This is a genomic window from Nonomuraea angiospora (genome assembly GCF_014873145.1).
In the GTDB taxonomy this organism is placed as follows: domain Bacteria; phylum Actinomycetota; class Actinomycetes; order Streptosporangiales; family Streptosporangiaceae; genus Nonomuraea; species Nonomuraea angiospora.
Window position 1 is genome coordinate 8,902,937 of record NZ_JADBEK010000001.1, and the last position, 26,817, is coordinate 8,929,753.

Sequence of the window (26,817 nt, forward strand, 5' to 3'; positions counted from 1 at the left end):
GTCCGGCGCCGTCTAGCGCCGGATGTGGGCGAACAGCCGCTCCCAGCCGTCGAGCACGTGGTCGAGGCGGAACGCCTCGGCCCGTGCGCGGGCGTCGGCCCCCAGCCGCCGCCGCTCCTCCCGGGAGGCGACCAGCCCGCCCAGCGCGGCCGCGAACGCGTCCACGTCCCCCGGCGGCACCAGCAGGGACCCGGCGGTGCGCACGCCGCCCGACACGTCGAACGCCACCGACGGCACCCCGTGCGCGGCCGACTCCAGCAGCACGACGGGCAGCCCCTCGTGCCCGCTGGTCAGGCCCAGGACGGAGGCGTTCAGGTATTCGGCGGGCATCCGGTCGCCCGGCACCAGCCCCTTGAAGACCACGCGGTCGCCGACGCCCTCCCCGCGCGCGTGCTCGCGCAGCCGGTCCAGCTCGCTGCCGTCGCCGATCAGGTGCAGCTCCCACGGGCGCGGCGCGCCCGAGCGGGCGAACGCGCTGATCAGCCGGTCGAACCGCTTGACCCCTTCCAGCCGGCCCACGCCGAGGACGCGGGGCGCGTCGAGCGTGGCGAGCTCCTCCGGCCAGTGGGCCAGGGGGTTCGGCAGGGCCCAGGCGTTGGGCAGCAGCGCGTGCTCGGAGAAGAGGCGGGCGTCGTCCTCGCTGAGGAAGACCGCCTGGTCGAGCCCGGGGTAGTGCCGCTTGATGGAGCCGAGGTGCCAGCAGCCGCGGGCGTGGTCGTACGAGCCGTGATACTGCCCGATCGGCCGGAACGCCGCGGGCAGCAGCCCCGACACCCGGGTCACCGCGGCCGGCGAGGTCATGACGGCGTAGCCGGGCCTGATCTGCCTGAGCAGCTCCTTCAGCCGCCGGCCGGCTCTCCTGCGGGCCAGGAGGCCCTGCGACCGCATCGGCCGCCGGCTGATCACGTGGTGGTGGTAGAGCGGGCGCTCCACGTACCGGAACGGTGCCGCCGCCCGGTGCAGCCCGATGACGTGCACCTCGTGGCCGCGCCCGGCCAGCCCCTGGGCGAGGGTGTGCGTCACCCGCTGGACGCCGCCGAGCGTGTCGGCGTCCACGCAGGCGAAGACGACGCTCATCGCGCACCTTTCCGGAAGAAGTCGTCCACGATCCGGGCGGCCGCGTCGCCGCGCTCGTCGGCGCACCATAGGTCGCGGAAGGCCGCGTACCGGCCGGCGTAGGCGGCGTGCAGGTCGGGCAGCCGCCTGATCGCCTCCACCAGCTCGGCGGTGGTCGACACGCACGGGCCCGGCGCGATGGCGGGCAGGTCGTGGTACACGCCGCGCTCGGCCAGCCGGTAGTCGTCCCAGTCGTCGATGTAGAACAGCATCGGCTTGCCGGTGAGCGCGTAGTCGCACATCACCGAGGAGTAGTCCGTCAGCAGCGCGTCCGAGGCCAGCATCAGGTCGTTGATCTCGGGGTACGACCCGGCGTCACGGACGAAGTGCCTGAGGTGCTCGGGCGGGGTGTAGCGCTCGACCGGGTGCGTACGCAGGATCACCACCCACTCCCGGGCCAGCTCGTCGGCCAGCAGCTCCAGATCCACCCGTACGGACTGGCCGCTGCCTTTGGCGCTGTCCCTGTACGTAGGCGCATAAAGCAGGATTTTTCGGCCGGGTGGGATCTCCAGCCGCTCCAGCACGTCACCGGCCGGCTCGGCCCGCACCAGCGCGTCGCACCGCGGCGTCCCGCACCGGTAGACCTTGCCCGCGTAGCCGTTGGACGGCAGGAACACCCGCGAGAACTCGGCGCTCGGCGAGATCAGCGCGTCCCACCGCGCGACCGCGGCCCGCCACTGCGCCCGCGGACCGTCGAAGTCGGTACGCAGGTCGGGCGCGTCGAACCCGATCGACTTGATCCCCTGCCCGTGCCAGGTCTGCAGGTAACGGGTGCCGTGCGGCTTGGGGTAGTCCAGCGGGAAGCCGTGGCTGTCCACCCAGATCCCGGCCCTGGCCATCGTCCAGACGTAGGCCCAGCTTCCGCGCCGGACGAGCCGCGCGTCGGGCGGGAAGTTCCGGCGGCCCCTGGCCACCGACCAGACCACGTCGATCGGCAGGTTGCGGCGGCGCAGCTCCTCGTAGATGGCCCGGGGGCTGCCGCTGTAGCCCTTGCCGACGTCGGACTCGAACAGGGCGAGGTTCTGCCGGGGCGGCACCACCTTGATGAGCAGCTTGTAGGCCCGCAGCTTGTTCGCCGGCGTGCTGAGCCGGCTCATCAGCGCCTGCTTGACCCGCCGCGCCACCGAGCGGGTGACGGAGTCGGGGCGCACGCACAGGTACGCGGCGCACCCCTCGGCCTTCACCGTGCACCCCGGCAGCTCGACGGGCCGCAGCCCCGGGTCGGCGAGGATGCGGTCGGCCGTGGTGTGCCCGTCGGAGGTCCTGGTGAAGACGATGCGCGGCTCGCACCTGCCCGTGGGCTTGCAGACGACGTCGGTGACGTACCCTCCGCCGCCGGACGGCTGCGGCTTTATCGTGATTTTTTGGGATCCGAGCTCCAGGGCCGCCGTCCAGTCCAGCGGCAGCGCCCCGAACGGGTCGTACGTGCGCACGGTCATCCGCACCCGCTCGCCGTCCGAGATGATCTCCGTCAGCTCGTGCCGCAGCCTGGACTCGGAGAAGGGCAGCTCGGCCAGCCGCAGCTTCGTGATGTCCAGGCCGGGCGAGACCGTCGTCCCCCAGTACGTGCGCCCGTTCAACCGCACCGCCGACCTCGGGGCGGCCCTCGGCCCGGTCAGCGAGGCCGCGGCCACCCGCAGGTCCTCGGCCCGGTCGTCGAGGATGAGCTGGCAGCAGACCCGCTCCAGCGGCTCCAGCTCCTCCAGCACCCAGCGGGGCATCTCCTCCATGTACGGCCGGACCATCGCGGCGAACTCCTTGACCCACACCAGGTCCCGCGCCGGCAGCGGGTTGAGGTAGACCCGCAGGTCCTGGCGCACGAACCGGCGCTGCCGCTGGGGCACCAGGTCCCCGGCCCCGTGGGCGCGCAGGACGTCGTCGCTCAGCCGGGCCGCGATGACCCGCTGCCGCACGTTCTCCAGATCGTCGACGCTCAGCGAGATCGAGTCGTTCGTCGCCGCCCGGTGCCAGAGGTAGACCGTCCACGGCACGATCGCGAACCTGCGCGAGAGCGCGTACAGCCCGGTCGAGAAGACGTGGTCCTCGTAGTGGATGTCCTCGGGGAAGCGCAGCGCGTGGTCCCGCAGCCGGCCCACGTCGTAGAGCTTGTTCGTGCTGAAGCAGTCGAGGAACAGGTCGGGCTCCTGGCGGATGCCCTCCACCACCCTCCGCCTGGCGAACAGCTCGGGATAGTAGGGTCTCAGCCGCCCGGTCGACTCGAACAGCCGCGAGATCTGCCCCGACACGAAGTCGGCCCCGGTCCGCTCGATCTCGGTGAGCAGGCTCTTGCAGGCGTGCCTGGGCAGCTCGTCGTCGCTGTCGAGGAACATGACGTACGGCGCGGCCGCGGCGTCGAGCCCGTCGTTCCTGGGCGCGCCGCAGCCCCCGCTGTTGACCTGCCTGCGCAGGTAGAGCACCCGCGGATCGCTGTCCATGAGCCGGGCGGCCACCTCCGGCGTGCCGTCCGTGCTCGCGTCGTCCACGATGATCACTTCGAGGTCGCGCAGGGACTGCCCGAGCACCGAACGCACGGCCCTGGGCAGGCGGGCCGCGTCGTTGTAGGAGATCACGACCACGGTGCAGTCCGGCATCCCACGTCCCCCCGCTGGTACGACCACCTGCGGAAATGGGACTTCCCCCAGCTAGGGCGAAGTGTCCGGACTTGATGGAGTATTTGCTGAAAATCAGCCCTTCAGGCGATCAGCGCCGCAGCCGGCGGATCACCCACACGATGGCCAGCAGCGCCACGAGCGCGCCCGCGACGGGCGCCAGGCGCTTCAGCAGCGGCTGCCCGGCGATCTCCAGCAGGTCCAGCGCCTCCTCGTCGGCCGTGCGCGACGTGCGGGTGGTGCCCGCGGGCCGCGCCTCCGGCTCTGGCGGCGCCGGCACCGCGGTCAGGTGCCGCTCCTCCTCGTGCCGTTTCTCCTCTGGGCCCGGCGCGGCGGCGACCTGCTCCACCGTGGGCTCGGACAGCAGCTCGGCCAGGTTGGCCGCGAACTTCTCGACGAGCCTGCCGCCGACCTCGGCCATCACGCCGCGCCCGAACTGGGCGGGCCGGCCGGTCACGTTGAACGACGTCTCGACGCTCACCTTCGTGGCCTCCTCGGCCGGCGCCAACCGCGCCTTGACCGTGGCCGAGGCCGTGCCGGAGCCCCGGGCCTCCTTGCCGGACGCCTGGATGGTGAGCGTGTAGGTGTCCTTGTCGACGTCCTCGAACCTGGCCGAGCCCTTGTAGGTCACCACGATCGGGCCGACCTTGACCTTCATCCTGCCGGTGAACTCGTCACCCTCGAAGATGTCCAGCGTCGCCCCCGGCAGGCACGGCGCGACCCGCTCGACGTCGAGCAGCACCGCCCACGCCTGCTCGATCGGAACTGGAACAGTGAATTCGTGCTCGAACCGCATCGCCATCGATCCGCTCCTTTTCCCGCTGGTTGCGACACTACGTCGGGGCGGGGGCGCCCCGGAAGAGGCGCCCCCTCCCACCTCCGTGGTCAGGGAGCTCCGGCCGCCGTGCGTACCGCGCGGTGGGTCAGGACCCTGGCCAGATGCCGCCGATAGTCCGGCTGCGCGTGCAGGTCGGACGGCGGCGAGGTGCCGGCCGCCGCCTCCTCGCACGCCTGGCGCAGCTGGTCGCCCAGCTCCACGCCCTCCAGGGCGGACTCGGCGGCGCGGGCGCGCAGCGGCGTCGAGCCCATGTTCGTCAGCCCGATCCTGGCCTCGGCGATCGAGCCGTTGGAGCGCCTGACGGCGGCGGCCACGCCGACGATCGCCCACGCCTGGGCGGTCCGGTGGAACTTCTCGTAGTGGAAGCCCCAGCCGGCGCCCAGCTTCGGGAGCCGCACCCCGACCAGGATCTCGCCCGGCCCCAGCGACGACTCCCAGTAGTCGACGAAGAACTCGGCGGCCGGGATCTCCCGCTCGCCCTCCTGTGACCTGGCCACGAACACGCCCTCCAGCGCCAGCACCACGGCGGGCAGGTCGCCCGCCGGGTCCGCGTGGGCCAGCGAGCCGCCGAACGTGCCGCGGTGCCTGATCGCCGGATCCGCCACCTGCGCCGTGGCCAGCGCGAGCAGCGGGCAGTCGGCCCGGACGACGCCGGAGTGCAGGACCTCGTCGTGCGTGGTCATCGCGCCGATGAAGACGTGGTCGCCGCGGTCGTGCACGCCCTTCAGGTCGGGCAGCCGGCCGATGTCGACCAGCTTCGACGGGTACGCCATCCGCAGCCGCATCAGCGGCAGCAGCGACTGCCCGCCCGCCAGGACCTTGGCGTCCTCGTCGGAGGCGAGCTCCTGGCAGGCCTCCGCCAGCGAACCCGGCCGCACGTAGTCGAACTGCGCGGGGATCATCGCCGAACTCCTTCCAGCGCCCCATCCTGCAGGGCTCTCCAGACGCGCTCGGGCGTGCACGGCATCCGCACGTCGTGGATGCCGCGCGGGCGCAGGGCGTCCACGATGGCGTTCACGACGGCCGGGGTCGAGGCGATCGTGCCCGCCTCGCCCACGCCCTTGACGCCCAGCGGGTTGCTGGTCGCCGGGGACTCGGTCCGGTCGAGCTGGAACGCCGGCAGGTCCGCCGCCGACGGCAGCAGGTAGTCGGCCATCGTCGTGGTCAGCAGGTTGCCCTCGGCGTCGTAGACGGCCTCCTCGAACAGCGCCTGCGCGATCCCCTGGGCGATGCCGCCGTGTACCTGGCCCTCGACGATCAGCGGGTTGACGACCTTGCCGACGTCGTCGACCGCCACGTACGAGCGGATCTTCACCATGCCCGTCTCGGTGTCCACCTCCACCGCGCACAGGTGGGTGCCGTGCGGGAAGGAGTAGTTCTCCGGGTCGAACGTGGCGTCGGAGTCGAGCCGCGCCTCCACGCCCTCCGGCAGGTCGTGCGCCGTGAACGCGGCGTAGGCCAGCTCCTGGATGGTCTTCTGCGTGTCCGTGCCCCGCACCTTGAACGCCCCGGCCGCGTACTCCAGGTCCTCGGGCGAGCATTCGAGCACGTGCGCGGCGAGCTTGCGGGCCTTGTCCTTGACCTTCTCGCACGCCTTCAGCACGGCGATGCCGCCGACGACGAGCGAGCGCGAGCCGTAGGTGTCCATGCCCTTGTGCGCGATGGCCGTGTCGCCGTGCAGCACCGTGACGTCGTCGAACGGCACGCCGAGCGCGTCCGCCGCGATCTGGCTCCACGACGTCACGTGGCCCTGCCCGTGCGGCGAGGTGCCGGTGATGACCTCGACCTTGCCCGTGGGCAGCATGCGCACCGAGCCGTGCTCCCAGCCGCCGGCGCCGTAGTTGGCCTCGCCGAGCATCCTGGACGGGGCCAGGCCGCACATCTCCGTGTACGTGCTGACGCCGATGCCGAGCTGCACCGGGTCGCCCCGGTCGCGCCGGTCGGCCTGCTCCGCGCGCAGCTTGTCGTAGCCGAACAGGGCCAGCGCCCTGTCCGTGGCCGCCTCGTAGTTGCCCGAGTCGTACGTCAGGCCGGAAATGGTGGTGTACGGGAACTCGTCGTGCTTGATCCAGTTGCGCCGGCGCACCTCCACCGGGTCCATCTTGAGCTCGGCGGCCAGCTCGTCCATCACCCGCTCGATGCCGAACGTGGCCTCCGGCCGCCCCGCGCCCCGGTAGGCGTCCGTGGGCATCTTGGTGGTGAACACGCCCGTGCAGCCGAACTCGTACGCGTCCATCTTGTAGATCGCGTTGAACATCGACGCGCCGAGCAGCGGGATGCCCGGCGTGACCAGCATCAGGTACGCGCCCATGTCGGCCAGCAGGTCGACCTGCAGCCCGCGGATGCGCCCGTCGGCCTCGGCGGCCAGCCGGATGTGCTGGATCTGGTCGCGGCCGTGGTGCACGGTCAGGTTGCCCTCGGAGCGGGACTCGGTCCACTTGACCGGCCTGCCGAGCTTGCGGGCCAGCAGCAGGCAGAGCACCTCTTCCGCGGTGACCTGCAGCTTCGAGCCGAACCCGCCGCCCACGTCGGGGGCGATCACGCGGAGCTTGTGCTCGGGGATGCCGGTCACCACGGCCAGCATGACCCGCAGGACGTGCGGGATCTGCGTGGACGACGAGATCGTGAACGCGTCGCCGTCGGTGTCGGCCAGGACCGCCCGCGGCTCCATCGCGCTCGGGATGAGCCGCTGCTGGATGTAGGTCCGGTCGATGACGACGGGGGCGTCCCTGAACGCGGCGTCGATGTCACCGGAGTTGATCTTGACGCTGAACGCCTTGTTGCCCGCCTCGTGGACCTTCGGGCTGCCGTCCGCCAGCGCCTCGTTCATGTCGAGGACCGCGGGCAGCGGCTCGTACTCGATGTCGATGGCCTCGAGCGCGTCGGCGGCGCGGTAGCGGTCGGTCGCGATCACGCAGGCCACGGCCTCGCCGACGTACCTGACCTCGGACACCGCCATCGGCGGGTGGTCGGGGATGACGATGTCCTCGCTTACCGGCCACGCGCACGGCAGGCTGCCCTGCTCGGCGGCGAAGTCCTGGCCGCTGAAGGCCGCCACGACCCCGGGCAGCTCACGCGCCCCCGAGACGTCGACCCTGGTGATCCGCGCGTGTGCCATCGGGCTGCGCAGGAACATCACCTGCAGCATCCCCGGGCGGGAGAGGTTGTCCGTCCACTGCGTGCGCCCCGTCAGGAGCCGTGCGTCCTCCTTGCGCCGACGCGGCCTGCCGACCTCTGACGTGCCCGCGGGCTCGTTGATCTGATCGCTCTGCTCTATCTGCTCGGCGACCATGCCGGTGTCGATCTCGCTCATGGCGTCGTCACCGCCCGCCCCATCTCCTGCGCGCCCCGGCGCACGGCCTTGACGATGTTGCAGTAGCCGGTGCAGCGGCAGAGATTGCCCTCCAGGCCCTGCCTGATCGCCTCCTCCGACGGCTCGGGATCCTCCCTGAGGAGGTCTATCGCGGCCATGACCATGCCGGGCGTGCAGTAACCGCACTGCAGCGCGTGTTCTTCGTGGAAGGCCCGCTGCATCGGGTGCATCGACCCGTTGACGCCCAGGCCCTCGATCGTGACGACCTCGCAGCCGTCGGCCTGCACGGCGAGCACGGAACAGCTCTTCACGCTCGTGCCGTCGAGCATGACCGTGCAGGCGCCGCAGTTGCTGGTGTCGCACCCGACGGGGGTGCCGGTCTTGCCCAGCCGCTCTCGTAGCAGATGTACGAGCAGGAGTCGCGGCTCCACGTCCTCCTCGTACTTGATCCCGTCGACGGTGACGGTGATTCGGGGCATACGTCCTCCCTCAGGAGCAGGGGATTGGCGGACACACCCGAACCTACGCCGGTGTTTTTCCCGGTCAAGGGTTACTTACCGCGAACCACCCTGGCGATGATCGCCACCAGCCCCGCGAACGCCAATCCCAGCACCAATACCCCGATCAGGACCAGCGGATCCGTGATCGCGCGTGTCACTATGAGAATGCCCAGAACCACGAAGAGCACACCGCTGAGCAGGGCCATCCAGTCGGTCCGGTGCCTGCTCATTGCCTCACTCCGTTCGGCGGCTCGGTCGCTTCAAGCCGTCGCCTTCCCTCGTCGCTCTGGTCGCTACGCTCCCGCCGCTCCTCAGTCCAGGCGACGGCGCTCCCTCGCAGGCGTCGCGGCCGTTCGACCTCACGCGGCACGCCGCACCTCCATGTCCCCGAGCCCGCCCCGCAGGTTGAGGACGATGGTCGAGACCTTGCCGTCGGGCTTCACCTCGGGCTCCAGCACCTTGTCGTACCGCACGTCCACGCCGCCCCTGACCGAATGATCGAGCTTGATGTCGCCGACCTTGTTGGCGGCGTGCACCTCGATCCTGGCCGTCGGCGGCACGATCACCATCAGCTCGCCCATCGTCACCGCCGCGTTGAACGTCACCTCGGCGCCCGGCTCCAGCTTCAGCTCCGACAGGTCCAGCCGCCCGTCGCCGACTCCGACGTCGTACAGCATGCTCGACTGACTCACGCTGGTCGGCACCCAGTTCGACTCGCCGATGTTCCTGGGGATGCCCCCGAGCACGAAGCCCAGGGCCACGATGACCGCCACCAGCGTCCCCGTGGCCACCAGCCCGGCCCCGCGGCCCCACCAGGCGGCGACCAGCAGCCCGGCGCCGATCGTGATGAGCACGGCGCCGCCGACGATGGTCGGGCTCACTCCTGCGGCCGACCTGGCTTGGACCGCCACGACGATCCCTCCAATGATGATTGCCAGCAGGATGGTGATGGCGCCGATGAACGACTTGGGGCGCGGCTTCCGCTCCTTCTTGGGGACCGGTTGGCCGTACAGGACGGGGTCGTACGGGGAGTAGCCCGCTGCCCGCTTGGCGGGGTCGAGCGGCTGGTAGGGGCCCTTCGGCGCGAACGGCTCGCCGTAGGGGGTGTAGTCGAGGCGGGTTCTGGGCTGCGGCTGGTACGACGGGACCCGGTGCTCGGCGGTGACCTTGGTGTCCTCGCCGGCGGACGCGGGCTCACGGGCGGACGGGGGCTCATCGGCGGGCACGGGTCGACCGGCGGGGGCGGGCGGCGCGGCCTCGTTCGCCCGCGTCGGCGGCTCCGGCCCCCGTTCCTCGGCGACGTCCCTGGCCGTCTCCTGAACAGCTTCCTGGATCGGCTCCGGGACGACCGTCTCCCGCACCGGCTCGGAGGCGGCGGGCTCCTGGACCGGCGGTGGCGCCGCTGAGGGCGTGGCGACCGGCGGCGGGGCCGCTGCGGGTGTGGCGACCGGCGACGGTCCCGCTGCGGGCGTGGGCCTGACCGGCGGCGGTCCCGTGGGGGGCGTGGGCCTGACCGGCGGGGCCTCGGGAGCCGCGGTCGTCTGCCTCCTGCTCAGCCGTTCGGGCATCGAGCGGGCCAGCCCCAGCAGGTCCACCCCGCTGGAGTGGGCCGCGAGCAGCGAGACGGCGAGCAGGACGCACACCACCAGGGTGCCGGTGTCGAGCCACACCGTCGCCAGGTTGAGCGCCAGCCCGAACGCCATCACCGCCGTCAGCAACGCCATCACGGTCTCGGCGTCGAAGTCGCGGCGCGTCCACTGCTCGATGATCCCCGGCCTGCCGTTCGGCTCCTTCATCAGCAGGAACGCCGCGAGATAGAGGAACAGGCCGATGCCGGAGCCGAGCAGAAGCATGGCGAAACCCACGCGGAACACCACGGGGTCGACGCCGGTGTGCCGCCCGAGACCGGAACAGACGCCCATGAGGAAGCGCCCCTCGCTGCTGCGTCGCAGCGACCGGGGCGGGGCGGCCGGTTCCTTGGGCGGAGCTTCTGTCATGTCACCATCGTGGACCTACATGTGATGTGCTCGCATCCGGGAGACCCCTGACCCGACCCGGGGGTTGTTCCCTGATGCCCGAAGTGCCCCCGACATGTGACTATGGCGATGTTATGGCTGACCAGAAGACTCTCGCCGAGCCGACCGGCGACGCGCCCTATCGGCGCCTGATGCGCCCCATGGAGGGCCGCCTGCTGGGCGGCGTCGCCCAGGGGCTCGCGGCACAGCTCTCGCTCGATCCCGTGGTGATCAGGCTGATGTTCGTGCTGCTCAGCGTGGTGGACGGGGTCGGCATGGTGGCGTACGCCGTGTTGTGGATGGTCACACCACGGCAACCGTACGAGGGCCAGCCGCCGCAGCGGGACTGGAGCCAGCTGGCCGCGTTCAGCGCGATCGGGGTGGCGCTGTTCGCGTTCGGCTGGCTCACGGGGGCGTCCCAGGGCGGGATCGGCATGCTTCCGTTCGCCGTGGGCGGGATCGGAGCGCTGATCCTCTGGCAGCAGGCCGATCCGGAGCGCCGCAAGAGCTGGGTCCAGGGCGCCACCACGAGCATCAGGAAGAACCGGGTTCGCACGCTGCTCGGCGTGACGCTCGTGGTGATCGGCGCGGCGGGCTTCCTGTACGCCGAGGGCGAGCTGAACCAGGCCAAACCCGGTCTGATGTTCACCGTCGTGGTGGTCGGCGGCCTGGCCGTCATCTGCGCGCCCTGGCTCGCCGGCCTGTGGAAAGAGCTGCAGTTGGAGCGGCGCGAGCGCATCAGGCAGGAGGAACGCGCCGAGGTGGCCGCCATGGTGCACGACTCGGTGCTGCACACGCTCACCCTCATCCAGCGCGTCGCGCACGATCCGCGCGAGGTCACCCGGCTGGCCCGCTCCCAGGAGCGCGACCTGCGCAACTGGCTCTACCAGCCCGCCCAGGACGCCGACGCCACCGTGGCGGCCGCCGTACGCAGGATCGCGGCCGAGGAGGAGGACGCCCACGGGGTGCCCATCGAGGTCGTCTGCGTGGGGGACATCGCCCTGGACCCGGTGGGTAAGCTGGCCGCCCAGCTCAAGGCGGCCCGGCAGGCGATGGTCAACGCGGCCAAATACTCTGAGAGCCCGGCCATTTCCGTCTATGCCGAAGTAGAGGGTGAAGAGGTCACGATTTTCGTGAAGGATCGTGGCAAGGGGTTCGACCTCGATGCCGTGCCACTCGACAGGATGGGCATCAGGGAGTCCATCATCGGGAGAATGGAACGCCACGGAGGCACGGCCCGGGTACGCACCTCCGTCGGTGAGGGCACGGAAGTGATGTTGACCATGAAGGTGGAGAAGGCATGACGCGCGTGTTGATCGTCGACGATCACCGGCTGTTCCGCTCCGGCGTACGCGCCGAGCTGGGCGACTCGATCGAGGTGGTGGGCGAGGCCGAGGACGTGGAGACGGCCGTCAAGGCGATCGCGGAGCACCAGCCCGACGTGGTCCTGCTGGACGTGCACATGCCGGGCGGCGGGGGCCAGGAGGTGCTGCGCCGGGTCCTGGGCGCGGGCTCCCAGGTGCGTTTCCTCGCCCTGTCGGTCTCGGACGCCGCCGAGGACGTCATCGGCGTGATCCGGGGCGGGGCGCGGGGCTACGTGACCAAGAACATCAGCGGCAAGGAGCTGACGGACGCCATCCGCCGGGTGGCCGAAGGGGACGCGGTCTTCTCGCCACGGCTGGCCGGGTTCGTCCTGGACGCCTTCGCCTCGTCGGAAGCGCCGTCCATCGATCCGGAGCTGGATTCTCTGACGCAGCGCGAGCGCGAGGTGCTGCGCTTGATCGCGCGGGGGTACGCGTACAAGGAGATCGCCAAGGAGCTCTTCATCTCCGTCAAGACCGTGGAAACCCACGTCTCGTCGGTCCTGCGCAAGCTCCAGCTCTCCAATCGCCACGAACTATCCCGCTGGGCCACCGCCCGCCGCCTCGTCTGACGCCCCGCGCTCGCTAAGTCGTCCGGCACGGCACGAGCCCGCACCCGGCCGGCACTTCCTCGACTCCTCACCAGGGCCGCCCTTCACCTTCTCCACCCCTCACCCCCTCCACCCAGCGCGGCCCGCCTCCTCCCGCCACGGCCCCCCACCACGGCCTCCCACCACGGTCGGTCTCACGCGGCCAGCCTCATCCGGCGACCTTCTCACCGCAGCGCCCCTCACCGCAGCGCCCCTCACCGTGGCGCCCCTCACCTGGCACCCTGACGGCGGCCCCTCATCACGGCGGTTCCTCATCACGGCGGTTCCTCAACGGCGCTCCCACAGCCATCCCCAGCACCTCAACGTCCCGCCAGCCATCCCCATCCGCCAGCCCCGCGCACTCCGCCGCCCGTGCCCCCCGGCGGCCCGTGCCTCCCGTGCACCCCGCTGTGCCTGACGCCGCCCCGGGCACCCTCCCCATACTCCTAAATCCGGCAGCGCTGGCGGAAGCGGGGGCGTGGTTTCCCCCTGGGATGGGGGTTCATCCGTGCCGGTTTGGAACGTTACGGGATAGTTATCACTGGTACGCCCACAAAACTCCCGCCTCAGTTGTCACACATAAAGGAGAAAAAGCACATAGCCCAGGAGTAGCCCCCTTGAATCGCGTCCCCCGGATGCTGCCGGCCCTGGTCGCATTGGCCGCCATGACGGCCTGTGCGGCGGAGAGCGTCCACGTTCCCCAAACGCAGCAAGCCTCGGTGGTCCGGGCCGCCGGCGCGGCGAGCGTCACGGCCCCGGTGCAGGTCACCGACCCGGCTAAGCCGGAAAAGAAGGTCAAGCTCGATATAGCCGACATAACCCCGATGGGGGAGAAGACGGAGAAGGTAGGCGTCGGCTTCCCGATCATCGTCACGTTCGACCGCGACGTGAAGGACCGGGCGGCCGTGGAGGCGCTGCTGGAGGTGGAGGCGGAGAAGCCGGTCGACGGCGCCTGGCGCTGGGTGTCGGCGCGCAAGGTCATCTACCGGACGAAGACGTACTGGAAGCCTCACCAGAAGGTCCTCTTCACCGCCCGCCTGTCGCAGCTCCCCGGCAACACCGGTGCCAAGGACGTCTCCCGCCGCTTCGCCGTCGGCACGTCGCAGATCTCCGTGGTCAACACCCGGAACCACCAGATGAAGGTCTACCGCGACGGCAAGCTGGCCAAGAAGATCCCGATCAGCGCAGGCAGGGGCGGGCTGATCAGGAACGGCGTGGACGTCTACCTCACCACCAGCGGCGTTCACCTCACCATGGGCAAGAAGGCCGTGGAGACCATGACCTCCTCCTGGATGGGCGTGACGGATCCCAAGGACCCGCGCTACTACAAGGAGGAGATCCCGTGGGCGGTCCGCATCTCCGACAGCGGTGAGTACGTCCACCAGAGCGCCGGCTACTACCAGTTCCTCGGCCGCTCCAACCAGAGCCACGGCTGCGTGCGGGCCACCCCCGCCGGGGCCAAGTGGTTCTACGGCATCGCCCAGCGCGGCGACGTCGTCAAGATCACCGGTACGAAGCGCAAGCTGCAGTGGAACAACGGCTGGAGCTACTGGCAGCTGAACTGGACCCAGTGGAAGAAGGGCAGCGCCCTGAAGGGCTGACCCCGTAATAACGCCATCAGGGCCGCTCTCCCCAGACCAGGGAGAGCGGCCCTCAGTCCGTCAGGGGCCGGTCAGAGCTTGTCGATGGGCGCGTACGCCAGCAGCAGCGTCTTCTCCCCGCCGCTGCCGAAGTCGATCTTGACCTTGGTCTTCTCCGCCACCCCGTCCACGGACACCACCGTGCCCAGCCCGAACGCGTCATGCGTCACCCGGTCGCCGGGCGCCAGCGAAGGCACCTTCCGCCCGCCGCTCTTGGCGGGCGCGGGGCGGGCGGCGGGCTCCTTGCGGGTGGCCGCGCTCCAGGCGGACTTCTCCGGATCCGTACGCCAGTCGATGAGCTGCCCCGGCACCTCGTTCACGAACCGCGAGGCCGGGTTGAACGACGGCGCCCCCCAGGAGCTGCGCACGGCCGCCCGCGTGATGTAGAGCCGCTGCTGCGCCCTGGTGATCCCCACGTACGCCAGCCGCCGCTCCTCCTCCAGCTCCTTGGGCTCCCCGAGCGAGCGGATGTGCGGGAACACCCCGTCCTCCATGGCCGTCAGGAAGACGACGGGGAACTCCAGCCCCTTGGCCGTGTGCAGGGTCATCAGCGTGACGACCCCCTGCCCGCCGTCGGCCTCGGGGATCTGGTCGGCGTCGGCCACGAGCGACACCTGCTCCAGGAACTCCACCAGCGTCCCCTCCGGATTTGCCTCCTCGAACTCGGAGGCGACGGAGATGAGCTCGTTGAGGTTTTCCAGGCGCGACTCGTCCTGCGGGTCCTCCGACGCCTCCAGCTCGGCGCGGTAGCCGGTGGCCACCAGCACCTCCTCGGCCAGCGCCGACGGCGGCATGCCCTCGGCCTTGGCGATCAGCTCCTCGACCAGCGCGACGAACTCGCGTACGGCGTTGAGCGAGCGCGTGGCCATCCCGTACGCCTCGTCGGCCCTGCGCAGCGCGTCCCAGAACGAGATGCGCTCGCGCGACGACAGCGCCTCGACCATCGCCTCGGCGCGGTCGCCGATGCCGCGCTTGGGCACGTTGAGGATGCGGCGCAGCGAGACCACGTCGGCCGGGTTGGCCAGCACCCGCAGGTAGGCCAGCAGGTCCTTGACCTCCTTGCGCTCGTAGAAGCGCACGCCCCCGACCACCTTGTACGGCAGCCCGGTGCGGATGAAGATCTCCTCGAACACGCGGGAGGCCGCGTTGGTGCGGTAGAAGACGGCCACCTCGCCCGGCTTGACGCCTTCCTCGTCGCTGAGCCGGTCGACCTCCTGGGCCACGAACATGGCCTCGTCGTGCTCGTTGTCGGCGACATATCCCACGATCTTGGGCCCGTCGCCCTGGTCGGACCAGAGGTTCTTGGGCTTGCGCGACTCGTTGCGCGCGATGACCGCGTTGGCGGCGGCCAAAATGTTCTGGGTGGAGCGGTAGTTCTGCTCCAGCAGGATGGTGCGCGCGTCGGGGTAGTCGCGCTCGAACTCCAGGATGTTGCGGATCGTCGCGCCGCGGAAGGCGTAGATGGACTGGTCGGCGTCGCCCACCACGCACAGCTCGGACATGTCGGCGCCCGTCCGGACCAGCTCGCCGTCGGTCGTGCGCAGCTCGGGATGCCCGACCAGCTCCCTGATCAGGATGTATTGGGCGTGGTTGGTGTCCTGGTATTCGTCGACCAGCACGTGCCTGAACCGCATCCGGTAGTGCTCGGCCACGTCGGGGAAGAGCTGGAACAACGTCACCGTGTTCATGATGATGTCGTCGAAGTCCATCGCGCCGGCCTCGGTCAGCTTGAGCTGATAGGCCTTGTACGCCTCCGCCAGCGTCTTCTCCAGATGCGAGCCCGCCTTGTCGAGCGCGGTCTCGTAGTCGATCAGCTCGTTCTTGAAGTTGCTGACCTGGGCCGAGAAGGAGCGCGGCGGGTAACGCTTGGGATCGAGCTCCATCTCCCTGCAGACCATGGCCATGAGCCGCTGCGAGTCGGCCTGGTCATAGATCGAGAAGCTCGACGGGAACCCCAGCCGCTTGGCCTCCCGCCGCAGGATGCGCATGCAGGCGCTGTGGAACGTCATCACCCACATCGCCCTGGACCGCGGGCCGACCAGCTTGTCGATGCGCTCCTTCATCTCGCGGGCGGCCTTGTTGGTGAAGGTGATCGCCAGGATCTCGCCCGGGTGCACCTCCCGCTCGGCCAGCAGGTACGCGATGCGATGCGTGAGCACCCGCGTCTTGCCGGAGCCCGCCCCCGCCACGATGAGCAGCGGACTGCCATGATGGATCACGGCCTCGCGCTGCTGAGGGTTGAGGCCGTCGAGCAGAGGGTGGTCAACAGAGACTTGGGTCGGCACCTACCTAGGTTAAGACGCCCCACCGACAATCGGCGCCCGGAATGCCTTCGGCGGGGGGCCGGTTGTCTTTTCGTAGAACATCAGAAAGGGGAGCCATGCTGCCGGAAGCCGAGATCAACCGGGTCCTCGTGGTGACCGCCCATCCGGACGACGTCGACTTCGGCGCGGCGGGGAGCGTGGCGCTGTTCGTCGACAAGGGCGTCGAGGTCACGTACCTGCTGGTGACGGATGGCGACGCGGGCGGCAACGAACGTACGCTGGACAACTCCGGCATGGCCGAGCTCCGCAGGACCGAGCAGCGGGCCGCCGCCAAGGCGGTCGGCGTCACCGACGTGCGGTTCCTCGGCTACAAAGACGGGCTCGTGGTGCCCTCGATCGAGCTGAGGCGCGACATCTCCCGCGTGATCCGCCAGGTCCGGCCGGACCTGGTCATCACCCACCACCCCGATCGCAACTACCTCAACGTCGCCCCCAGCCACCCCGACCACCGCGCGGTGGGCGGTTCCGCCCTGGACGCCGTCTACCCGGACGCCCGCAACCCCTACGCCTTCCCCGAGCTGGTGCTGGAGGAGGGCCTGGAGGCGTGGACCGTGCGCGAGGTCTGGCTGACGGGTGGCTCGACCCCCAACCACTGGGTGGACGTCACCGAGGCCATGGACCGCAAGCTCGCGGCCTTGCAGTCACATGTGAGCCAGGTCGCCCACGTGGAAGGCTTCGTCGACTTCATCAAGACCCGCTTCGCCGCCTGGGCCGACCAGGCCGGCTTCCCCTCGGGCCACTACGCGGAGGCCTTCCAGGTCGTCCCCACGGGCTGACCCTTCCTAGGACACGGACCCAGGGGACACGACCCAGAGCGAGGGCTGGCCGGTGACCTCGGAGATGACGTCGAAGTCCCGGTCGTAATGCAGGATCGTGGCTCCGTGCACCTCAGCACAGGCGGCGATCAGCAGATCGCTCGGTCCGACGGCCCGGTGGTGCGATTTGCGCGCGAGGATCGCCTGGACGTCCAGCGCCCGGGCGGCCACCTCCTTCTCGTGGATCGACAGGAGGCGGAAGCCCTCGCGCAGGTAGTGGGCGTCGCGCTCGTAGCCCGCCGGGTCACGCGCGCTGAAGAGGACCTCGAGCTGCGTGACCTCACAGATGGCCAGCATCTTGTCGAGCATGAGCGGCTCGAGTGCGCGGTGGACCGCCGGGTGCGGCATGCGTGCCAGCGCGCTCTTGTCGATGAGGTAGACCACGCCGGTGGCTACCACGCATGCTTCATGATCTCCGGGTCCAGAAGATCGGAATTGTCCCGGGTGCGCCAGTATTCGAACGCTTCGCGACGCTTTGCCCTTTCGGCGATCTCCTCCAGGGCTGCGTTGACCGTCTCCTTCATGGTCGAAGTCCCCAACTCGTGCTGGGCTACTTCCAGTAGCTCCTTGTCGATGTCGATTACCGTACGCATGCAACACCACCTCCGTGCCTCCATCGTATATCAGAACTCCTGATCTTGATATACGCATTTCCCGCCCTAGGGAAGCGCGCCTTGGAGACGTTAAAGCACCGAGGTGGGGTGTGTGTGGAACGATCCATCCGAAGGTGAAGGATCTTACCCTCCGGGTCAGGAATCCTCATCCCCGGCTGATCAGAGATCCACCAGCACGCCGGGAATTCTCACGTTCAGTCACTTTCGCTTGGCGGCGAGGCGGGCGAAGAGGTAGCCGAAGGAATTGGTGGCCAGGTGCAGCATGGCCGGGGTCAGGAGGCCGCCGCGGCGCCGTAGCTCGCAGAACAGCACCCCGGCCGCCGCCGTGGACACCACGCTCCCCGCCACCACCCGCGCCGTGTCCAGGCGGCCCGGGGAATCGGCCGACGTCAGGGCGCCGAGGGCCGGGTTGGCGTGGGCCATGTCGATGGCCGGGAGGATGTGCCAGAGGCCGAACAGGGACGACGAGATCGCCGTGGCGGCCACCGTGCCGTGATCCTTGCGCAGCATCGCGTACAGGGCGCCCCGGAAACCCACCTCCTCCAGCAGGACCGTGCCCAGCGGGACCTGGAGCAGGGCCTCCTCCAGGACGCGGGCGCGCGACAGCGACAGGGCGCGCTCGTCGCGGAAGAGCTGCCTGGTGCGGGGGTTGGCGATGCCGACGGCGTAAACGGCCGCCACCGCGGCCGCCAGCGCGCCTCCCGCCACGGCGCCGCGCCGGCCGTGCTCGAACCCGAGCTCCTTCCACGACAGGCCGGACCCGCGGGCCGTCGCCACCAGGGCGGCGGTCGCGGCGGCCGAGGTCAGGGGGGCTAGGCGGGGGGCCACCTTGTTGTTCAGGAGGTTGGCTGCGGCGAGGATCGCGATCGAGCGGAGCAACACCTTGCCAGGCTACGTCGCTCACCCCATCTTCGCCCCCCGCCGCCGACTTCCCCATGCGCCGCCAGCGCCGCCTGCTTCGCCCGTGCCGCCGGCTTCGGCTGCACCGCCTGCTTCGGCTGCGCCTGCCGCTCCGCTTGCGCCGCCAGCGCCGCCTGCTCCGTTTGCCCCCTCCGCTCCGCTAGCGCCGCTGGTTTCGTCCGCTCCGCTTGCGCCGCCCGCGCCGCCCGCCCGCTTCGCCCCGCACCGCTTGCGCCGCCCGCGCCGCCTGCTTCGGCTGCGCCTGCCGCTCCGCTTGCGCCGCCCGCGCCGCCTGCTTTCCCGGCGCCGCCTGCACCGCTTGCGCCGCCAGTACCGCCCGCTTCGCCCCGCTCCGCTTGCGCCGCCAGTACCGCCCGCTTCGCCCCGCTCCGCTCGTGCTGGCCGCTCCGCTTGCGTCGCCAGTGCTGCGCTTCGCTCGGGCTGCTTGCGCCGTCCGTGTCGCCTACTTCGCCCGCTCCGCTTGCGCCGTCCGCTTGGCCCGTGCCGCTTGCTTGGCCCGTGCCGCTTGCTTCGCCCGTGCCGCTTGCTTGGCCCGTGCCGCTTGCGCTGTCCGCTTCGTCGGCTTCGCGTGCGCCGCTGGGTTCGCCCGTGCGGTCGGTCGGTTGGTGTCAGGAGGCGGCTGGGCGGCGCCAGCCTGTGGGGAAGCGACTGCGGCGGCGCTCCTCCGGGGTGAGGCCGCCCCAGATGCCCTCCGACTCGCCCGAACGTAACGCGTACGCGCGGCACTCCTCGATGACCTGGCAGCGCGCGCAGACCGCTTTGGCGCGGGCCTCCTGCAAGGGCGTGGGGGCGAGGGGGAAGAAGAGGTCAGGGTCGCTGGATCTGCACGCACCCCTTCGCAGCCAGCCGATCTCCTCCAATGGCATGGGTCAACGGTAGAACGAGACCATGATCGGTTACATCATCCTCTCGGTTGACCCGCGTATACATCCTGGAGTCCTACTCCGCGTCCTCGCGTACACCCACGGTCAGCACGCGTTCACGCCGTCCCTGTAGCCGGTCGCGAACGACGTCTGGCGCTGCTCGGCCGTCCCGTGAGCCGACGGGTTCAGCCAGTCGTCCGTCGGGTCGCCCGCCGCCTCCAGGCTCATGAGCAGCTCGTCCTCGTCGCCCGGCTCCGCGTCGAGCGCGCCCGAGCGTACGAGCGCCGAGAGGGTCCCGCCCGCGTAACAGTCGGCCTGGAGCTCCATTTGTACGTTGAGCTGGAAGTCCGTCTGGAGCTGGGCCTGGATCGCGTGCCCGAACTCGTGGGGGATGATCACATAGACCGACCCGTCGCCCATCTCGTTCCAGAGCGATTCCATCCAGGTCTGGTCAAAGGCGATGAAGTGGCCGATGGGGCAGTAGAAGGCGTTGTTCGGTACGGCGGGCTCGTTGCCGCAGCTGGGTCCGGAGTTCCCGGAGTAGGGGACGAAGCCGGCGATAGGCCGATAAGTCCGCCCGCTCTGCTGGAACTGCTGCGTCCAGAACGCCTCCGTCAGCGTACGGGCGGCCCGCACATCGTCCTCGAACGAGTCGGCCCCCTGGGTGTCCATGGACGGCCGCCCGCCGAGGCCGCAGGCGCCGAGCAGGAGGATGAGGGCGAGGACCAGGATGCGCTTCACGGGCTTCATACGTCCCAAGTGTGCACGGGCTCATTGGAGTGCATCCGCTCGATGTAGTCGAGCGTCATGGACCGCAGCGCCTCGTGCCGGTCCCCGGAGCTCCTTTCATGCGCGCGTACGCGTTCCACCTGCCAGCTCGCCCCCGTACGGCCGGTCAGGCAGCGCCCCTCGATGATGCCGAGCAGCCGGTCGGCCACGGGACCGTCCACGCCCCACCTGGCCAGCCCCTCGCGCGCCATGGGCAGCAGGCGGCGCAGGATCAGCTCCGCCGCCGGCACCTCACCCATGCCCGGCCAGTACAGCCGCGCCTCCAGCCCGTGCCGGGCCGCCGCGCCGAGGTTGTCCTCCGCCGCCTGGAACGACATCTGACTCCAGATCGGCCGCTCGGCGTACGGCAGCATGCGCATCAACCCGTAGTAGAACGCCGCGTTCGCCGCGATGTCGGCCACGGTGGGCCCGGCGGGCAGCACGCGGTTCTCCACGCGCAGGTGCGGCACCCCGTCCACCACCGCGTACACCGGCCGGTTCCACCGGTAGATCGTGCCGTTGTGCAGGGTCAGCTCGTGCAGGTGGGGGATGCGGCCCTGTTCGAGCTCGGTACGGGGGTCCTCGTCCTCGCACAGGGGCAGCAGGGCCGGGTAATAGCTGACGTTCTCCTCGAACAGGTCGAAGACACTCGTGATCCACCGCTCTCCGAACCACACCCTCGGCCGCACGCCCTGCGCCTTCAACTCGGCCGGCCGCGTGTCCGTGGCCTGCTCGAACAGGGTGATCCTGGTCTCGCGGTGCAGTTCCTTGCCGAACAGGTACGGGGAGTTGGCCGCCACCGCGACCTGAGGGCCGGCGATGGCCTGGGCCGCGTTCCAGTGCGAGGCGAACGCGTCGGGGCTGACCTGCAGATGCAACTGCACGCTCGTGCACGCGGCCTCGGGGGCGACGCTGTCCGCGTGGGTGTCCAGGCGCTCGACGCCCTCGATGGCCAGGTGCAGGTCCTCGCCCCTGGCCGCGAAGATCTGCTCGTTGAGCAGGCGGTAGCGGGGGTTCGCGGAGAGAGTGCCCTCGCCGATGTCCTGCTCGCGCAGGGTGGGCAGGATGCCGATGAGTACGAGGTGGCCGTCCTGGGAGCGGGCGCGTTCCTCGGCGTGGTTGAGCCGTGCCCTGACGTCGTCCTCCAGGCGGAGCGCGCCGTCGCCGCCCAGTTCCTGCGGCTCGATGTTGATCTCGATGTTGAACTGCCCGAGCTCCGTCGCCCAGTCCGGCTGCTCGATCGCGGCGAGGACCTGGGCGTTGCGCATGGCCGCCTCGCCGTACGCGTCCACGATGTTGAGCTCGATCTCCAGGCCGGCAAGGGGACGTTCGAACTCAAAGCGGGACTCGCGCAACATCTGGGCGAAGACGTCGAGGCATCGATACACCTTTTCCCGATATTTGCGTCGGTCGTCCCGGCTGAAGATGACGCTTGGCACGTCTCTGCCCATATCAGGAAATGTCGCACGCCAACGCCAAACCCAACAAGCCCAGAAGATGTGGCCGGGGTGCGGTGGCGGATGTGGCGCGGTGGCGAGTTCGGCTGTGGCACCGGGGCGTGCCTGTGCTGATGACTGTGGGACTCCTGCGCCGCGCTGTGGACGTTCGTTATAGGAGCGGTCTGAGGGCTCGGGGCGCAGTTTTGGCATGGGTGTGAGCGGCAGGGCCGTGGAGATGCGCTGCGCATCTGCCGGCCCGTATCGCGCACATGTTCCATCCGGCAATGTCAACGATTGGTATCGTTGTGGCCACGCAACGTGAAAATCTGGAGGGGGCGAGTGCCAGTCATGCCGGCGTGCCCGTTCGACTGCGATCCACAGGCGTCGGCCGTGTGGTGCCCTCGGCGGCCGGCCGTGGATCACGTCGGCATCATGGCGGAGGTCGGCGAGCATGGCTGAGCTGTGTCCGATCGCTCCCGCATTCGTGGTGCCCGGCCCGTCCGGTGTCGCCGTCCGCGATCGGCTCAAGCACCTCACCCCCGCAGGCGAGCAGGTGCTGCGCCTGGTCGGCGCGCATCTGGGTGCACTGGCATCCGCCGACCTGAAAAGCCGATGCGCCGACGGGTTGGCCCACTGCGTCGTCACCTGGGCGGCCCGCAAACGCGAGTTGACCGCCCACTCGTCGGCGCGCTGGGCCGGGGCCATCACCAAAGCGTCGCACGATCAGTGGGCGCTGGCGCGCCGCTGCCAGGCCGGCCACATCCGCGACCTCCATGCCGCCATCGCTGTGATAACCCGCCGGCTGTCCCTGCCCGTCGGAAAGAAGGGCACTCGCAAGGAGCCGGCCGGCTACCGTTCGGCGCAGGAGTGGTTCGTCAAGTCCCGCCGTCTGGGCGTGCTGACCGACCGGCTCGCCCGTCGGAAGGCTGATCAACAGGCCGGGCGGGTGCGCGTGGTGCGGGGCGGCAAACGCCTCGCACGTGCCCGGCACCATCTGGAGGCCGCCGGGCTCACCGAGGCCGAGTGGCGGCAGTGGTGGCAGGCCGAGCGCTGGTTCCTGGCCGCCGATGGCGAGTCCGGCAAACGCTACGGAAACGAGACCATCCGCATCACCCCCGACGGCCGGGTGTCGATCAGACTGCCCACACCGCTGACACCACGCAAACGCGCCGCACGGCCGCTACGTGCTCGCCTGCCGGGTGGCCTTCACCCACCGCGGCACCGAGTGGGCCGATCGCATCGAGGCCAACCGGGCCGTGGCCTACCGCATCCACCTGGACACACAACGAGGACGCTGGTACATCACCGCCTCTTGGCAGATCCCTGCGCCGCCGGCCGTGCCCCTCTCGGCTGCGCTCGCCGCAGGGGTGATCGGGGTGGACACCAATGCCGACCACCTGGCCGCCTGGCGCCTGGATGTCCACGGCAACCCGATCGGCAACCCCCGACGCTTCTGCTACGACCTGTCCAGCAACGCCATGCATCGTGACGCGCAGGTCCGCCACGCGCTGACCCGGCTGCTGCACTGGGCACGCACGTGCGGCGTGAAAGCCATCGCCATCGAAGACCTCGACTTCGCCGCGGAGAAGACCCGGGAGAAGCACGGCCGCCGCAAACGCTTCCGCCGGCTCATCTCCGGCCTGCCCACGAGCAAGCTTCGGGCCCGGCTGACCTCGATGGCCGACGCCACCGGGATCGCGGTGGCGATCGGCAGACGCGCCCAAGGGCACCCGATCCGGCGTCGGACGGCACCGCCCCCTGTTCACCGGAGCGATGAGCAGGGGCATCGGACCATCCAGGCCGAACCGGAAACCCGTGGGCGTGAGGGACCCCCCCGCATCCCCGGACCACGGACACGATCCGTGCCGCCCGGACACGGCGCGTACGCGGGCGACCAGAACGCTCAACACCGTTCGGAGCGTTCGGCTGAGCACGTGCCACTTGTGCTCAGTCCATAGGTACGGTGCTGGGATGCGAGTATTGATTACTGGCGGGGCGGGATATATCGGGAGCACGGTCGCGTCGGCGTGCCTCGATGCCGGGATCGAGCCCGTCATTCTCGACAACCTCATCACGGGCAGGCGCGAGTTCGCGAAGGGGCGGGCGTTCTATGAAGGGGATATCAGCGACGGCCCACTGATTGACAAGATATTTGCCGAATATCCGGATATTGAGGCCGTAGTCCACTGTGCCGCGTTCATCGTGGTCCCCGACTCCGTCGCCGACCCCATTGGCTACTACCGTGCGAACGTCACCAAGAGCCTCGAGTTCGTCGATCATCTGATCCGCAACGGCTGCACCCGGATGATCTTCAGCTCCTCCGCGTCCATCTACCGCACGGGCGACGACCACACGGTGACCGAGGACTCCCCCCTCGACCCCCAGAGCCCGTACGCGCGGACCAAGGCGGTCTGCGAGGCCATGTTCGCCGACATCGCCGCAGGCCGCCCGATCAAGATCCTCTCCCTGCGCTACTTCAACCCGATCGGCGCCGACCCCGAGATGCGCACCGGTCTGCAGTTGCGGCGGCCCAGCCACGCCCTCGGCAAGATGATCGAGGCGTACGAGGAAGGCGTCCCCTTCCGGATCACCGGCACCGGCTACCCGACCAGGGACGGCACGGGCATCCGCGACTACGTTCACGTCTGGGACCTGGCGACGGCGCACGTGGCGGCGCTGCGGCGGTTCGACGGGCTGGACGTCGACGTGATCAACCTGGGCACCGGCGCCGGCACCACCGTCCGGGAGTTGGCCGAGGCGTTCAACCGGGTCGTCGACCGCCCGATCGAGGTCGTCGAGACCGACCCGCGCCCCGGCGACGTGGCCGGCGCCTACACCCGCAGCGACCGCGCCCGCAGCCTGCTGGACTGGCAGGCCCGCTACTCCGTCGAGGAGGGCATCAGGCATTCGCTCGAATGGGCGGGCCTGCGGGAGTCCCGGCTCGGGTAGACCTGCGTCCTGGTGGTCCCGGGTCGCGCGGTTCTAGACGTCCACGAGCCCGATCGCGGCCGGGCTGACCACCAGGACGCACGCCGCGCTCGGGCCGAGGACCGCCTACCGGGAGGCGAGCGCCTCGTTCGGAATGAGCTGGAATTCCTGCAGTTCCTGCAGCATCTCGTCGAGGGCCTGCCGATTGAGCTCTTCGGAGCTGATCACCAGCTCCTCGGGCGGAGCCTTGATCGTCACCTTGTGACCCCAGTCGCTGTAGCGGGTGTCAACCGTTTCCGAACTTGAAGAGCTTTTCACGCCGGTGAAGAAGCGGCTGGGCAGGCCGGTGGAGTCGACGCTCAGCCGATAGTCCACCGAAGGGCCGAAATAGAGCCCTCTGAGCTTGGCCGTCTGTTTGGTGGTGAGTGTGCCTCTGTAGAGGCGACCCGTGCTGGACTTCGCGTGAGAGAGCAGGCCCTTCAACTGGGCAGGCTGGAAGATGTCGAGGGGGTGAAAGGTGCCGCTCGCCCTACTCGCATCGCCCATAAGCAGCCAGGTCTTGCCCTCGGGCAGAGTCTTCGTCAAAGCCTCGCTCTGGACGTAAGCCTGGTTCCCGACGGTCACCGCGCGGAAGTCGATCTTCTCTGAGGGCTTCAGGAAGCTCCCGCGCAGGATCACATCGGAGGCGACGACCCCTGACGCGCCGAACTCGAAGGTGCCGGTCACACGGAGGGCGGTCGGCTTCTTCCCCTTGCCCATCGATCGGGACAATTCGGAGACCTTCACGCCGTGCCCGGGCACGAGCTGCTTCTTCAGCGCCTTCACCGGATCAGGGGTTGCCGCCTGTGCCGGTGCGGCGGTGAGCAGGGCCGCGGCGGCCACCGCCGCCGCCAGAACTCGCTTCATGCGCATCCTTGAAGAGGAGAAAGCCTCCTCCCGCCCCGCGGGCGGAAGGAGGCAGAGAAAGAACTAGTGCTAGTTGGCGAGCGAGTTCAGGGAGTTGTTCGGGATCTCCTGCGGAACGTCGCTGTCCTCACCGAGGTCGTCCACGTCGACCCACAGGTCCTCGGCCGGAGCCTTGATCTTGACCTTGGATCCCCACCCAAGGTACCGGGTCTCGGTCTCGGAGCGGGTCTTGCCCAGGACGCCGAAGTCCAGGCTCCAGCCCGAGTTGAGCGTGGTGACCAGACCCTTGGAGTTGACCTTCAGCGCGTAGTCGATCTTGATCTTGCCGATCGTGCCGGACAGCTTCTGCCCGTAGACCTTGGCCAGTTCGCTGTAGGTGAGGGCGCCCTTGTAGGTGCCGCCCTTGAAGCTCTTGGCACGCGACACCAGCGTCTTGAGCACCTTCGGCTCGAAGACGTCGAGGATCTGGTTGAAGGTGCCGCCGGTCGCCTCGCCACCGCCGTAACGAATCCACTTCTTGCCCTCGGGCAGGTCCTCGGTGAACAGCCCGCCCTGGACGTAGCTGTAGCCACCGACGGTGATGATGCGCGGCGGGGCGAACGCGGCCGCGAGGCTCTTGTCGCTGCCGGACCTGCGGGTCCGGACATCGCTGGCGACGATTCCCGACTTGCCGAACTCGAAAGAGCCGAGCGTCGTGCTGACGCCCATGCTCTTGCCGTCCACGGACATCCGGGTCTTCTCCGAGATCCGTACCCCGTGCCCCGCGACGAACTGCTTCTTGAGCGCCTTCACCGGGTCCACCGGCGCGGCCTGCGCGGCAGGTGTGGCGGTAACGAGCGCGGCAGCGGTGGTTAACGCCAAGCCCGCGAGAATTCGCTTCATACGATTTCCCCGTTCGATTCAAAAGGAGAGGGAGCAGAATCCTGCCAATAGAAGATCACGACCATATATCGACAACCCGGTCACGCGATGCCGAAACGGTGCATTTTCGTGCAGGGTCCGTCCTGGAGAAGTGAGATGACCGTCACAGAGCGGAAGAACCATGCCCCCATGACCTGGGCAGGTCAAGCTTCGGGCTAGGCTTTACCGGCGGAAACGCCCGGCACGCACCCCTGAGCGTAGGAGCTCGCCGTGAGAGAGCGAGGCACGATGCCAACGAGCGGTGAGCGGACGCGACCGTCAGCGCAGTTGCCCGGGCCGTCGAACATCAGTCGGAAAAGCAGGGCGCGAACCCGACAGAGGGCGAGCGACCAAACG

The 26,817-nt window shown here is 69.6% G+C and carries 23 protein-coding genes; 6 read left to right on the forward strand and 17 right to left on the reverse strand.

Features of this window, described 5'->3' with window-relative positions; genetic code table 11:
- Positions 1–12: 12 nt before the first annotated feature.
- The 8 genes from H4W80_RS41135 to H4W80_RS41170 form a co-directional block, all read right to left on the reverse strand.
- Entirely contained in the window at positions 13–1,077 is a 1,065-nt protein-coding gene (locus tag H4W80_RS41135) for a glycosyltransferase (RefSeq protein WP_192789991.1), read from the reverse strand.
- Positions 1,074–3,707 (reverse strand): bifunctional glycosyltransferase/CDP-glycerol:glycerophosphate glycerophosphotransferase, encoded by a 2,634-nt coding sequence (locus H4W80_RS41140; RefSeq protein ID WP_192789992.1) that lies wholly within the window; start codon positions 3,705–3,707, stop codon positions 1,074–1,076. The genes H4W80_RS41135 and H4W80_RS41140 overlap by 4 nt, the downstream gene beginning before the upstream one ends.
- A 109-nt stretch (positions 3,708–3,816) precedes the next feature.
- Entirely contained in the window at positions 3,817–4,527 is a 711-nt protein-coding gene (locus H4W80_RS41145; protein ID WP_192789993.1) for an SRPBCC family protein, read from the reverse strand.
- Positions 4,528–4,610: 83 nt separating this feature from the next.
- Positions 4,611–5,465 (reverse strand): FAD binding domain-containing protein, encoded by an 855-nt coding sequence (locus tag H4W80_RS41150; protein WP_192789994.1) that lies wholly within the window; start codon positions 5,463–5,465, stop codon positions 4,611–4,613.
- Positions 5,462–7,876, reverse strand: a complete 2,415-nt coding sequence (locus H4W80_RS41155) for a xanthine dehydrogenase family protein molybdopterin-binding subunit (protein ID WP_192789995.1) — start codon at positions 7,874–7,876, stop codon at positions 5,462–5,464. Before H4W80_RS41155 ends, H4W80_RS41150 begins: the two co-directional genes overlap by 4 nt.
- The gene (locus tag H4W80_RS41160; protein WP_192789996.1) at positions 7,873–8,355 is read right to left on the reverse strand and encodes a (2Fe-2S)-binding protein; all 483 of its coding nucleotides are present in this window, start codon (positions 8,353–8,355) and stop codon (positions 7,873–7,875) included. Before H4W80_RS41160 ends, H4W80_RS41155 begins: the two co-directional genes overlap by 4 nt.
- Before the next feature lie 71 nt (positions 8,356–8,426).
- Complete coding sequence (locus tag H4W80_RS41165; protein WP_192789997.1) at positions 8,427–8,606, reverse strand: hypothetical protein; 180 nt, start codon at positions 8,604–8,606, stop codon at positions 8,427–8,429.
- A gap of 129 nt (positions 8,607–8,735) precedes the next feature.
- Complete coding sequence (locus H4W80_RS41170; RefSeq protein WP_192789998.1) at positions 8,736–10,373, reverse strand: PspC domain-containing protein; 1,638 nt, start codon at positions 10,371–10,373, stop codon at positions 8,736–8,738.
- A gap of 113 nt (positions 10,374–10,486) precedes the next feature.
- Here H4W80_RS41170 and H4W80_RS41175 point away from each other — a divergent pair, with 113 nt between their 5' ends.
- From H4W80_RS41175 to H4W80_RS41185, 3 genes are all read left to right on the forward strand, one after another.
- Positions 10,487–11,695 (forward strand): ATP-binding protein, encoded by a 1,209-nt coding sequence (locus H4W80_RS41175; RefSeq protein WP_192789999.1) that lies wholly within the window; start codon positions 10,487–10,489, stop codon positions 11,693–11,695.
- On the forward strand, positions 11,692–12,324 hold the full coding sequence (locus tag H4W80_RS41180) for a response regulator (protein ID WP_185070757.1): 633 nt from the start codon (positions 11,692–11,694) through the stop codon (positions 12,322–12,324). The genes H4W80_RS41175 and H4W80_RS41180 overlap by 4 nt, the downstream gene beginning before the upstream one ends.
- A 635-nt stretch (positions 12,325–12,959) precedes the next feature.
- Positions 12,960–13,943 carry a L,D-transpeptidase gene (locus H4W80_RS41185; RefSeq protein WP_192790000.1) on the forward strand — a complete coding sequence of 328 codons (984 nt, stop codon included), beginning with the start codon at positions 12,960–12,962 and terminating at the stop codon, positions 13,941–13,943.
- 71 nt (positions 13,944–14,014) lie between these two features.
- On the opposite strand, the gene pcrA is transcribed toward H4W80_RS41185, so the two are convergent.
- Positions 14,015–16,267, reverse strand: a complete 2,253-nt coding sequence (pcrA, locus tag H4W80_RS41190; RefSeq protein ID WP_452491474.1) for a DNA helicase PcrA — start codon at positions 16,265–16,267, stop codon at positions 14,015–14,017.
- Positions 16,268–16,362: 95 nt separating this feature from the next.
- Here pcrA and H4W80_RS41195 point away from each other — a divergent pair, with 95 nt between their 5' ends.
- Positions 16,363–17,082: a PIG-L deacetylase family protein gene (locus H4W80_RS41195; RefSeq protein WP_192790001.1), complete on the forward strand. Its 720-nt coding sequence runs from the start codon at positions 16,363–16,365 to the stop codon at positions 17,080–17,082.
- Between the two features lie 6 nt (positions 17,083–17,088).
- Here the strand turns inward: H4W80_RS41195 and H4W80_RS41200 are convergent, their stop codons facing one another.
- From H4W80_RS41200 to H4W80_RS41225, 6 genes are all read right to left on the reverse strand, one after another.
- The gene (locus tag H4W80_RS41200) at positions 17,089–17,520 is read right to left on the reverse strand and encodes a PIN domain nuclease (RefSeq protein ID WP_192790002.1); all 432 of its coding nucleotides are present in this window, start codon (positions 17,518–17,520) and stop codon (positions 17,089–17,091) included.
- Complete coding sequence (locus H4W80_RS41205; protein ID WP_185070761.1) at positions 17,514–17,714, reverse strand: type II toxin-antitoxin system VapB family antitoxin; 201 nt, start codon at positions 17,712–17,714, stop codon at positions 17,514–17,516. Before H4W80_RS41205 ends, H4W80_RS41200 begins: the two co-directional genes overlap by 7 nt.
- 219 nt (positions 17,715–17,933) lie before the next feature.
- Complete coding sequence (locus tag H4W80_RS41210) at positions 17,934–18,617, reverse strand: CPBP family intramembrane glutamic endopeptidase (RefSeq protein WP_192790003.1); 684 nt, start codon at positions 18,615–18,617, stop codon at positions 17,934–17,936.
- 647 nt (positions 18,618–19,264) lie between these two features.
- The gene (locus H4W80_RS41215; RefSeq protein WP_192790004.1) at positions 19,265–19,522 is read right to left on the reverse strand and encodes a WhiB family transcriptional regulator; all 258 of its coding nucleotides are present in this window, start codon (positions 19,520–19,522) and stop codon (positions 19,265–19,267) included.
- A gap of 102 nt (positions 19,523–19,624) precedes the next feature.
- Positions 19,625–20,269 (reverse strand): neutral zinc metallopeptidase, encoded by a 645-nt coding sequence (locus tag H4W80_RS41220; protein ID WP_192790005.1) that lies wholly within the window; start codon positions 20,267–20,269, stop codon positions 19,625–19,627.
- Positions 20,266–21,726, reverse strand: coding sequence for a glutamate-cysteine ligase family protein (locus tag H4W80_RS41225; protein WP_318787289.1), 1,461 nt, complete (start codon positions 21,724–21,726; stop codon positions 20,266–20,268). The genes H4W80_RS41220 and H4W80_RS41225 overlap by 4 nt, the downstream gene beginning before the upstream one ends.
- 1,184 nt (positions 21,727–22,910) lie before the next feature.
- Here H4W80_RS41225 and H4W80_RS61650 point away from each other — a divergent pair.
- Positions 22,911–23,684: a hypothetical protein gene (locus H4W80_RS61650; protein WP_225963930.1), complete on the forward strand. Its 774-nt coding sequence runs from the start codon at positions 22,911–22,913 to the stop codon at positions 23,682–23,684.
- 13 nt (positions 23,685–23,697) lie between these two features.
- Positions 23,698–24,675 carry a UDP-glucose 4-epimerase GalE gene (galE, locus tag H4W80_RS41235; protein WP_192794031.1) on the forward strand — a complete coding sequence of 326 codons (978 nt, stop codon included), beginning with the start codon at positions 23,698–23,700 and terminating at the stop codon, positions 24,673–24,675.
- A gap of 105 nt (positions 24,676–24,780) precedes the next feature.
- Here galE and H4W80_RS41240 read toward each other — a convergent pair whose 3' ends face one another.
- Together H4W80_RS41240 and H4W80_RS41245 are read right to left on the reverse strand one after the other, a co-directional pair.
- Positions 24,781–25,560: a hypothetical protein gene (locus H4W80_RS41240; protein WP_192790007.1), complete on the reverse strand. Its 780-nt coding sequence runs from the start codon at positions 25,558–25,560 to the stop codon at positions 24,781–24,783.
- A gap of 69 nt (positions 25,561–25,629) precedes the next feature.
- Positions 25,630–26,421, reverse strand: a complete 792-nt coding sequence (locus H4W80_RS41245) for a hypothetical protein (RefSeq protein WP_192790008.1) — start codon at positions 26,419–26,421, stop codon at positions 25,630–25,632.
- Positions 26,422–26,817: the final 396 nt, after the last annotated feature.